Raw genomic sequence first — 10,046 nt, forward strand, 5'->3', positions numbered from 1 at the left:
GGCCACAATTGTGACGCACAGAGCCGACAACTGGATCGGTTTGCGGGAACGACTATGATCCATCCTAGGATTGCAACAAGCGTCAAAGGGCTGGAGATCAGTTGAAGCCACTTGCGGAAGAAATCAGATCGTGCCGTTTGTGCGCCGACCGCTTCGCTGCGACTGCGACCGCGCATCAGCCGCGCCCGGTGGTGTGGTTCCGCCCCGGTGCGCGCATCCTGATCGCAGGGCAAGCTCCCGGGGCACGGGTCCATGAGAGCGGCCGACCGTTCACCGACCCCTCTGGCGACCGGCTGCGGGATTGGCTGGGGTTGGAGGAAGAGCAATTCTACGATCAGGCCCGGGTTTCGATCGTTCCGATGGCGTTTTGTTTTCCGGGGTACGATGCGCGAAAGGCGGACTTGCCGCCGCCGGCGATCTGCAAGAAGACCTGGCATCACAGGGTGATGAGTGAACTTGGCGATGTTCCATTGACCATTCTTGTCGGTGGGCACGCGCAGAAATTCCATCTAGGCGCACAAACTTCGGTGACCGATACGGTGCGCAATTGGTAACAGCATGCGCCGCGGGTATTTGCCTTGCCTCATCCGTCATGGCGCAATACGGCATGGCTGAAGAAAAATCCCTGGTTCGAAACGGACCTGCTGCCGGTGCTGCGTGCCCGGGTCAAAGAGGTGATGGATGACTGACACAACTGCGTTGGACACTGCGCATGCCCAGATGGAGGCCGACCCTCAGAACGATGCCGCGCGGCTGAGGTTTTTCGAACGGCTCGCGGACAACGAACTGTTTCTGTTGCTGACCGAAGAGGCGCGAGACGAAAACATCTCGCCCGAGCTGTTTGACGTGGCTGATGGTCGGTTTGTGCTGGCCTTTGATCGCGAAGACAGACTGGCGCAGTTTGCGGGCCGTCCTGCCCCATATGCCGCTCTGTCCGGACGTGTTCTGGCGGGGATGCTTGCAGGGCAGGGCATCGGCTTGGGGCTGAACCTCGAGGTGGCGCCGTCGTCGATGCTCATCCCTGCCGAAGCGTTGGCCTGGCTTGCGGAAACCCTCAGCCATGCCCCGCAAGAAGTGCAATCCCGTCTGACGGAGTTCCTTGCGCCCGCGGGGTTGCCCGACATTTTGCTGACGGCGCTGGACACCAAACTGGCCACAGCTTCAGGTCTGGCCTCCGCCGCATATCTCGCCGGAACCCGCGCCGAGGGCGGCGGGCAGGGTCATCTTCTTGGTTTCGTTGACGCGGTGCCTGGTGCCCAGACGGCCCTGGCCAAGGCGGTGTCCGAATCTCTTACATTCTCGGGGATTGAGGCTGGTGCCTTGGATGTCGGTTTTTTCGCAGCCAGCGATCCTGCCGCCGCAGCATTGGCGAAAGTGGGCCTGCGATTTGATATCCCCGAGCCAGTGCGCGCCTCTGGGTTCCGACCAGCGCCCGGAAGCGACCCGGACAGTCCCCCGATCTTGAAGTGAAATCGAGGCTTCGGCGCAGGGATGATTTGCTCCCTGCGCCAAATGAACAGAGTTATTCGGCCGCTGTTTCCAGCTTGTCCTGCGTACGGGTTTCGAAGTCGCTTGCGTCATGCCGTTCGCGCAGTTGGGTGTGCAACTCTCCGAATGCGCGGTTGACCATGCGGCCCCGCTTCACGGCTGGCCGCGCGTCAATCTCTTGCGCCCATCGCATGACGTTCTTGTAGGATTTGACATCAAGGAACTCGGCGGCGTCGTACAAACGACCCAGAACCAGTTGCCCATACCACGGCCAGATCGCCATGTCGGCGATGGAGTAGTCCGCGCCGGCGATAAAAGCTTTGTCCGCAAGCTCGCGGTCCAGAACATCCAGCTGGCGTTTGGTTTCCATTGCAAAGCGGTTGATCGGATATTCCCATTTCTCTGGCGCATAAGCGTAGAAATGCCCGAACCCGCCACCCAGATAAGGCGCGCTGCCCATCTGCCAGAAAAGCCAGTTCATCACTTCGGTGCGCTCGGGACCGGATGCGGGCAGAAATGCACCGAATTTTTCGGCCAGATGGACAAGGATGGAACCGCTTTCGAACACCCGGATCGGCGTTTCACCCGAGCGGTCCATCAGAGCGGGGATCTTCGAGTTCGGGTTGATCGCGACAAAATCCGAGCCGAACTGATCGCCGTCACCGATATTGATCAGCCATGCGTCATATTCCGCGCCCGCGTGACCCAAGGCCAAAAGCTCTTCCAGCATGACCGTCACTTTCACCCCGTTTGGCGTTGCAAGCGAATACAACTGCAAGGGATGTTTGCCGACGGGCAATTCCTTGTCATGGGTCGCCCCTGCAATGGGGCGGTTGATGTTCGCGAAACGCCCTCCGCTTTCACTATCCCATGTCCAGACTTTCGGTGGGGTGTATGTGGTGGTGTCGCTCATCTTCTGCCTTTCGTCCCAGAGCCGAGCCGCGCCCAGCCCGACTAGAGTTAGTGTTGCAGAACAAGAACGCCAACCCCCGACGTGGCGGCTGTTCTGTAACAATTGCGGCAAGACTGCTCACGTTTGCTCGTCAATGGTCACAGCGGCGTTAACGGGTCTTCGCCGACGAAGGGAATTGCTTATTGTCTCTGCAGACAGCCACTCCGGCCCTGCAACCCGTCAAGACACGAGGACATGAAACATGAACAGATTTGCTATGACCTTTGCTGCTGCAATGGCGTTGGCCGTGCCCGCCTTTGCCGGCCCGCAATATGTCGATGGGACCGGCTTCGCCGTGTCCGGATATGATGTGGTGGCCTACCGTGGGCTTGCACAATCGCCGATTGGACAATCCCAGCCCGAAGGCGTGCGCGGACGGTCGGACATCACTGCGGAATACAACGGGGCGACCTGGGCCTTTGCGACCGAAGAAAACCGCGCGAAGTTCCTTGAAAACCCCGCGTTCTATGCGCCGCAATATGATGGCCATTGCGCCTATGGCGTGTCCAAGGGTGGCAAGGTTCCCGGCAACCCCAACCTTTGGCGGATCGTTGACGACAAGCTGTACCTGAACATCACCGACGTCGTGGTCGGTTTCTGGGAAGAAGACGTCCCGGGCAATATCAACCTAGCTGAGGGGAACTGGCCGGGTCTCGAGGTTAATGACGCCTCGACCAACGTGATCCCGAAATTCACGTCCGAAGGCCCGATCGCAAACTGACGTGACGCGCGTTGCAGGCCCGGCAGACCCACCGGGCCTTTTTTCAATGCTGGGTTTTCAACAAGCCTGCCAGAACTGATCCCGGGTGGCCTGATCCGCCTCGAACCTGATCCTGACGCTGCGCGCGCCGGGAAATTTGCGTTCTCGAATGGTATCGGGAACAACGACCTCGCCGGCTCCGCCATTCTTGGCCTGAAAGGACAGTATTTCGGTTTCGACCGTCCGAAAGCCTGCCAGAACGGATGTCGGCAGGGCAACGCGGTTTTCACCCTCGCAAACCGGCGTCGCAACGAAATAGGTCAGGTCGCGGCCATAGCATCCGATCGCCTCTGGTACATGGTCCGAATTGCGCGCCGATTGCGGGCAGTCTTCCGCGCTGGTCTCGCCAAAGGATAGGGCGCGACTTGGATCGAGCAGTTTCAGACAGGCGGAAATATCCTTCTCGTCCAGCTCGATGATACGCTTTCTGAGTTTCGGGCGTCGCGGTTGGGCCGGCCCGGCGCCTTTGCCTGCCAACCCATTTTTGCGGAGATAGTCATATGCCGACTTCGCCCGTGCGAACTGATTGCAGTCACCGCCTGTATGGTCGGGATGTGCATGAAAGGCGATGTCACGCCACGCATTCCGGATGTCCGATGCGGTGGCGGTCTGATCAAGGCCCAAGACGTGCAGTGCTTCTACGCGAGCCTGAATTTTCTCGACTGGCTCCATACCAAAATCACTCGATAAAACAACTGGCTCCTATTTTCCGGAGCCTTGAGTTTCTGTCAAATTATCCAGTGAATTGGTGGGCTTGACGGGGACAGTGCGCCGTTGCAGGGGGAATTGTTCGCGCCTTGCAGCGGGCCGCAGAGGGCAATCCCCCTTTGGCCGCTGCAAATGCAAGGAACAGTCAGGCGACGTTTTGCAGATCGGCTTTGGGCGTGATCCCAAGAGCAAAACACACATCGCGGGTCAGTTCGGGGCGGTTCAGCGTATAAAAATGCAGCTTGTCCACGCCTTCGTCGATCAGGTCCGAACACAGTTCGGTGCACAGCGCGGTGGCCAACAGGTCGTGCCGGTTGTCACGGATCGCTTTGTCAAAGGCCTGATCGACCCAGTCCGGCACCTGGGCGCCACAGCGTTTGGCAAATTTCTTCGCACCGGCCCAGTTCTCGATTGGCAGGATGCCCGGCACGATCGGCTTGTCGATCCCTGCTTTGGCGCAGGCATCGCGAAAGCGCAAAAACGTTTCGGCCTCGAAGAAGAATTGCGTCAAAGCCTCGTCTGCGCCGGCGTCCAACTTGGCTTTCAACCAGTCGATGTCAGCCTGTGCATGTGGCGCTTCGGGGTGAGTGTCGGGATAAGCTCCGACCCGGATGGTGAAACTGCCGGATTCCGCCAGTGCTGCGATCAATTCGACCGAGTGGGCGAACCCATCGGGATGCGGGACGAACCGTTCCTGCCCCTTGGGTGGGTCGCCGCGCAACGCAACGATGTCGGTGACGCCGGCCGCGGCAAAGCTGTCGGCAATGGCCAAGGTCTCGCTGCGTGAAGCGTCGACACAGGTCAGATGGGCCGCGACTTTCAATCCCGAGGATTTGTGCAACGTTGCCACCGCGTCGCGGGTCAATTCACGGGTGGTGCCCCCCGCACCATATGTGACCGAGACAAAACGGGGTGCCAGTGGCGCCAGTGTCTGGACCGTATCCCACAGGCGAAACGACGCTTCGAGCGTCTGAGGCGGAAAGAACTCAAAGGAAATCTCGGGCTGGGTCATGGCAGTCTCGCAGGTTGTGTTGCGGCTCTTGTGCCATGGAGTTCTTTGTGAGACAAACTCATATTATTCAAGAACAACATGAATGAAGCGAAAGATGCATATTGAATTTCGACACCTGCGCACGATCAAAGCCATCCATGAATGTGGTGGGTTGGCCCGTGCGGCGGATCAACTGAACATCACGCAGTCGGCGCTCAGCCATCAGATCAAAGGGCTGGAGGATCAGGCCGGCGTTGAACTGTTCCTGCGCCGGTCGAAACCGATGAAACTGTCGGCCGCAGGGCTGCGCCTGTTGCGACTGGCCGAACAGATCCTGCCGCAGGTCGAAGCGATGCAGGAGGAGTTTTCTTCGCTACGCGACGGGCGCACGGGGCGGATGCACATCGCGATCGAATGCCACGCCTGTTTCGAATGGCTGTTTCCGGTGCTCGAGGCTTTCCGCAAGTCGTGGCCGGATGTCGATGTCGATATTCGGCCGGGCCTTGCCTTTGACGCGCTGCCCGCGCTGCAGAAGGAGGAGGTTGATCTGGTCGTCTCCTCGGACCCCGAAGACCTGCCGGGCGTCGAGTTCATCGAGCTGTTCGACTACAATCCTGTCTTTGTCGCCGCATCGACCCACCCTCTGGCCGAGAAACAGTATATCGAGGCCGAGGATTTTCGCGGTCAAACGCTGATCACTTATCCGGTCGAACGCACGAGGCTCGATATCTTCAGCCAGCTTCTCATCCCGGCCCGCGTGGAGCCTGCTGCGATCCGGCAAGTCGAGTTGACCGCCGTGATCCTGCTGCTTGTGGCGTCAAACCGTGGAATATCCGTTCTGCCCGACTGGGTGGTGCGCGAGGTCAAGTACAACTCGGACTATGTGACCCGTCCGCTGACCAAGGATGGCATCACGCGCCGGCTTTATGCCGCGGTGCGAACCGAGGACATGGAAAAACCCTTTGTGCAGGAATTGGTCAAGCTGGCCAGCCTAGAGGCGCGCAAGCTGCAGCAACAATAAGGTTTTGGCCACGCGGGAAACGGCATGCTGCTATGCGCATCATTCCTCTTGGCAAGGGGGCGTTGCGCCAGTATACGCGCGGTTTGACCGGACAGGAGCCTCGGAACTATGGTTGGCAGTGCAAATCTCAACATCATGATCAAGGCCGCGCGCAAAGCGGGCCGATCGCTGGTAAAAGACTTTCGCGAAGTCGAGAACCTGCAGGTGTCGATGAAGGGCGCGGGTGATTTCGTCTCGAAGGCCGACATTGCAGCCGAGAACATTCTGAAAGAAGAACTGCTGGGCGCGCGCCCCACCTACGGTTGGCTGGCCGAAGAAGGCGGCGTGATCGAGGGCGAAGACCCGACCCGGCGTTGGATCGTTGATCCTCTGGATGGAACGACCAATTTTCTTCACGGCCTGCCGCACTGGGCGGTTTCGATCGCACTTGAACACAAAGGCAAGATCGTCGCGGGTGTCATCTACGATCCCGCGAAGGACGAGATGTTCTTTGCCGAAAAGGGCGAGGGTGCCTGGATGAACGACATGCGTATCCGCGTGTCGAGCCGCAGCCGGATGATCGAATCGATCTTCTCGACCGGTTTGCCGTTTGGGGGCCGCTCGGACCTGCCCGCCACGTTGCAGGACCTGGCCCGTCTGATGCCCGCGTGCGCGGGTGTGCGTCGCTGGGGTGCAGCTGCGCTGGATATGGCCTATGTTGCCGCTGGCCGCTACGAAGGCTTCTGGGAGCGTCGCCTGAACGCCTGGGATATGGCCGCCGGCATCATCATCGTGAAAGAAGCGGGTGGGTTCGTTCAATCGTTGAACCCCGAAGGCAGCATTCTGTCCGACGGGGAAGTCATCTGCGCCAACGAACCGATTTTCGACCAGTTCGCCAAGGTGATCCGCGGCTGATCCGTCAATACGGCGGCCGGAAACGACCAGAACCAATTTCTAAGATCGCGCGGCCGAATTGGCCGCGCGTTTTGTTTCAAAGCCGTACAGTACTTGCCAGACCTGCCTCGGAGGCCAGCCGCGCGGCCACGGATGCCACAGCCAGGTCCTGCAACCCAACTCCGGTCCCATCGAACAGGGTGATCTGATCAACCTTTGTCCGGCCAGGATGATCGCCATTGATCACCGCTCCAATCGGGGTGATGACGTCAGGATCCAGCGCTCCCGAAGCCACGGCATGTTGCGCCTCACCTATGGTGACGGACTGGGCAACCTCGTCGGTGAAGACCTGAGCCGAAGCAACCAGTTCGGGGTCGACTTCCATCTTGCCCTTCGTGTCGGTTCCCATGCAGGCCAGATGCGTTCCGGGCTTGATCCAATCGCGCATCAACATCGGTTCGAACGCCGATGTGATCGTGATGATGACGTCGGCCTGTGCCCCCAGTTCCCGCTGCGAGACGGATTCGAAATCCAGTCCGATGTCCTGCGCGACGGCGGCCAGTTTCGGAAGCATTTCGGGATGGGGATTCCATGCCACCACCTTTTCGAAGTCGCGCTGCTTGGCGGCGGCGCGCAACTGAAAGGCCGATTGATGGCCCGCGCCGACCATGCCAAGCACCTTGGCGTCCGTGCGGGCCAGGTGCGCAATCGACACTGCCGAGGACGCAGCCGTGCGGATAGCCGTAAGGTAGTTTCCTCCGACCAGCGCGGAGGGCCGCCCGGTATCGGGATCGAACAGGATGACGGTGGATTGGTGGTTGGTCAGCCCGCGATCGGCGTTTCCCGGCCAATATCCACCAGATTTGACACCCAGAACCAGGCCTTCGGCGTCAAAGCCGGATTTGAACCCATATACGGCGCCGGCATGACCCAGCCCTTCGCGGATGACGGGGAAGTTGCGCGCTCCGCCGCGTGCCATCGCTGAGAACACGTCTTGGATTGCGTCAAACGCCAGCTTGCGGTTGACCAGCTGCTTGCAGAGGTCTTCGCCAACGATCTGTATCAAATTGGTTTCAGCGTTCATCTCGTCCCTCATGATCAAAACGCCTTGCCCCGAGCAGAGACCGGCCACAGGGTCTCGACCCTTCCGTTGCGCACGCCAACATACCAGTCGTGCACGTTGCAGGTCGGATCGCAGTGCCCGGGGACCAAACGCAACTTTTCGTTCACCCGCAGCACGCCGTTGGGGTCGCCGATCACACCGTGTTCGTCCGAACATTTCAGGTATTCGACATCATCGCGGCCAAAAATCACCGGCAAACCGCTGTCGATCGACTGCGCCTTGAGCCCTGCGTCACAGATCGCCTTATCCGGTTTGGCATGGCTCATGACGCTGGTCAGAATGAACAAGGCGTTTTCCCATTCGCCCCGGTCGATCCTTTGGCCATTCCGGTCCAGAATCCGCCCATAGTCGGCATCCATGAACGCGTAGGACCCGCACTGCAATTCGTTGTAAACGCCAGAATTGCTTTCGAAATAATAGGATCCCGTCCCGCCACCCGAGACCAGTTCGCACTCAATCCCGTCCGCCTTCAACCCGTCGACGGCGTCCCGCACCATGGCGATTGCTGCATCCAGTTTTTCCTTTCGCGCGTCATAGCTGTCGAGATGTTGCATCGCACCCTGATAAGCTTGGAGGCCGGTGAACTTCAGGTTCGGCGCCTCCTCGACCGCGCGGGCAATGGCTATGACGTCAGCCGTACTGGTCACCCCACAGCGCCCCGCGCCGCAGTCGATCTCGACTAGGATCTCCAGCTGCGTTCCATGGGTCTGCGCCGCAGAGGACAGCTCGGGCACATTCGCGATGTCGTCCACGCAGACCAGCGTTCGCGCGCCCAGCTTCGGCAGCCGAGCCAAGCGGTCAATTTTGGCCGGATCGCGCACCTGGTTGGACACAAGGATATCCTTGATCCCGCCGCGCGCAAAAACCTCGGCCTCCGAGACCTTCTGACAGCACACGCCAACTGCCCCGCCCAGTTTTTCCTGCAGGCGCGCGACGTCCACAGACTTGTGCATCTTGCCATGCACCCGATGGCGCATGCCGTGCGCTTTGGCGTAGGCGCCCATTTTGCGGATGTTCCGCTCCAGCGCGTCGAGGTCCAGTATCAGGCAAGGAGTCTGGATTTCGCTCTCATCCATGCCGATTGCTGCGGGGATGTCGAAGCCGACGTCCAACTGATCGATGTTCACGGGTTTGTTCATCCTTCTCCTCCTTGCCCGGCCAGCCAGGGCAGCTTGTCCAAATCCACATTGCCGCCGGTCAGGATCACGCCGACGCGTTTGCCTCGAAAAACCTCGGGGTTGTTGAGAATGGTTGCCAACGGAACGGCCGAAGATGGCTCAATCACCAGTCGCAGGTGTTTCCAGGCCAGTTTCATGGCCGCCACGATTTCGTCTTCGGAGGCCGTGAAGATGTCGGCAACGTTCCGCGACACGAAGTGCCAGGTGTTTTCCTTGAGCGGAACCAGAAGGCCGTCGGCCACCGTCTTGGGTGCGTCGTCGGCGATGATCCGACCGGCTTTGAAAGATCGGTATGCGTCATCAGCCTGCTGAGGTTCCGCGGCATAGATCGCGGTGTCAGGGGCCAGATTCGATACTGTCAGGCACGTGCCCGAAACCATACCGCCGCCGCCGATCGGAGCGATAACGGCATCAAGCCCACCTGTTTGTTCCAGCATCTCGGCCGAGCATGTGGCCTGTCCTGCAATGACACGCGGATCGTTGTAGGGGTGCACGAATTCGCCACCCGTTTTGGCCTGCACCTGGGCAAAGGTCGCTTCGCGCGATGTTGTCGAAGGCTCACATTCGGTGATCGTGCCACCAAACCTGCGGACCGCGTCCTTTTTGGCCTGAGGTGCGGTGCGTGGCATGACGACGTTGCAGGGAATGCCCCGCCGACCGGCAGCATATGACAGGGACAGTGCATGGTTCCCGCTGGAGTGGGTGCAGACGCCGTTGCCGGCGATCTCGTCGGGCAATCCAAATACCGCATTGCAGGCGCCGCGGACCTTGAAGGCTCCGGCCTCCTGCAGGTTCTCGCACTTGAAAAAGAGCCGCGCGCCAGTTTGTGCGTTCAGATACTCCGACGACAGGACGGGTGTACGCCGGATATGTGGTTTGATCCGTTCATGCGCAGCGCGCATGTCGTCGATCGTCAGCTCTGCAGCCGAAAGCGTGTCCAACATACCGATCT

Annotated in this window: 10 protein-coding genes and 1 pseudogene; 5 read left to right on the forward strand and 6 right to left on the reverse strand. The window is 59.8% G+C overall.

Going from position 1 to position 10,046, the window contains the following annotated elements:
• Nucleotides 1–101 precede the first annotated feature (101 nt).
• Both ACR0FC_RS09270 and ACR0FC_RS09275 read left to right on the forward strand, forming a co-directional pair.
• Nucleotides 102–689: pseudogene (locus ACR0FC_RS09270) on the forward strand (uracil-DNA glycosylase family protein).
• The gene (locus ACR0FC_RS09275; protein ID WP_170340070.1) at nt 682–1,470 is read left to right on the forward strand and encodes an SseB family protein; all 789 of its coding nucleotides are present in this window, start codon (nt 682–684) and stop codon (nt 1,468–1,470) included. Before ACR0FC_RS09270 ends, ACR0FC_RS09275 begins: the two are co-directional and overlap by 8 nt.
• Nucleotides 1,471–1,522: 52 nt before the next feature.
• Here the strand turns inward: ACR0FC_RS09275 and yghU are convergent, their stop codons facing one another.
• On the reverse strand, nt 1,523–2,401 hold the full coding sequence (yghU, locus tag ACR0FC_RS09280) for a glutathione-dependent disulfide-bond oxidoreductase (RefSeq protein ID WP_170340072.1): 879 nt from the start codon (nt 2,399–2,401) through the stop codon (nt 1,523–1,525).
• A 241-nt stretch (nt 2,402–2,642) separates the two neighbouring features.
• On the opposite strand from yghU, the gene ACR0FC_RS09285 reads away from it, so the two are divergent.
• Nucleotides 2,643–3,161 (forward strand): YHS domain-containing (seleno)protein, encoded by a 519-nt coding sequence (locus ACR0FC_RS09285; RefSeq protein WP_170340074.1) that lies wholly within the window; start codon nt 2,643–2,645, stop codon nt 3,159–3,161.
• Nucleotides 3,162–3,218: 57 nt separating this feature from the next.
• Here ACR0FC_RS09285 and ACR0FC_RS09290 read toward each other — a convergent pair whose 3' ends face one another.
• Nucleotides 3,219–3,872, reverse strand: coding sequence for a J domain-containing protein (locus ACR0FC_RS09290; protein WP_170340076.1), 654 nt, complete (start codon nt 3,870–3,872; stop codon nt 3,219–3,221).
• Between the two features lie 181 nt (nt 3,873–4,053).
• Nucleotides 4,054–4,920: a methylenetetrahydrofolate reductase [NAD(P)H] gene (gene metF, locus ACR0FC_RS09295; protein WP_093964713.1), complete on the reverse strand. Its 867-nt coding sequence runs from the start codon at nt 4,918–4,920 to the stop codon at nt 4,054–4,056.
• A 94-nt stretch (nt 4,921–5,014) separates the two neighbouring features.
• Between metF and ACR0FC_RS09300 the strand changes: the two genes are divergently transcribed.
• Nucleotides 5,015–5,920, forward strand: coding sequence for a LysR family transcriptional regulator (locus ACR0FC_RS09300; protein ID WP_170340077.1), 906 nt, complete (start codon nt 5,015–5,017; stop codon nt 5,918–5,920).
• Between the two features lie 108 nt (nt 5,921–6,028).
• Nucleotides 6,029–6,814 carry an inositol monophosphatase family protein gene (locus ACR0FC_RS09305; RefSeq protein ID WP_170340079.1) on the forward strand — a complete coding sequence of 262 codons (786 nt, stop codon included), beginning with the start codon at nt 6,029–6,031 and terminating at the stop codon, nt 6,812–6,814.
• 76 nt (nt 6,815–6,890) lie between these two features.
• Here ACR0FC_RS09305 and bhcD read toward each other — a convergent pair whose 3' ends face one another.
• The 3 genes from bhcD to bhcB are packed head-to-tail and all read right to left on the reverse strand — an operon-like array spanning nt 6,891 to nt 10,038.
• Nucleotides 6,891–7,877, reverse strand: a complete 987-nt coding sequence (bhcD, locus tag ACR0FC_RS09310; RefSeq protein ID WP_217358610.1) for an iminosuccinate reductase BhcD — start codon at nt 7,875–7,877, stop codon at nt 6,891–6,893.
• Nucleotides 7,878–7,891: 14 nt separating this feature from the next.
• A complete protein-coding gene (gene bhcC, locus ACR0FC_RS09315; RefSeq protein ID WP_170340082.1) occupies nt 7,892–9,055 on the reverse strand; it encodes a 3-hydroxy-D-aspartate aldolase BhcC in 1,164 nt (387 codons plus the stop codon).
• The gene (gene bhcB / locus ACR0FC_RS09320; protein WP_170340084.1) at nt 9,052–10,038 is read right to left on the reverse strand and encodes a beta-hydroxyaspartate dehydratase BhcB; all 987 of its coding nucleotides are present in this window, start codon (nt 10,036–10,038) and stop codon (nt 9,052–9,054) included. Before bhcB ends, bhcC begins: the two co-directional genes overlap by 4 nt.
• Nucleotides 10,039–10,046: the final 8 nt, after the last annotated feature.

The sequence above is a fragment of the Ruegeria sp. BB9 genome (assembly GCF_056539345.1).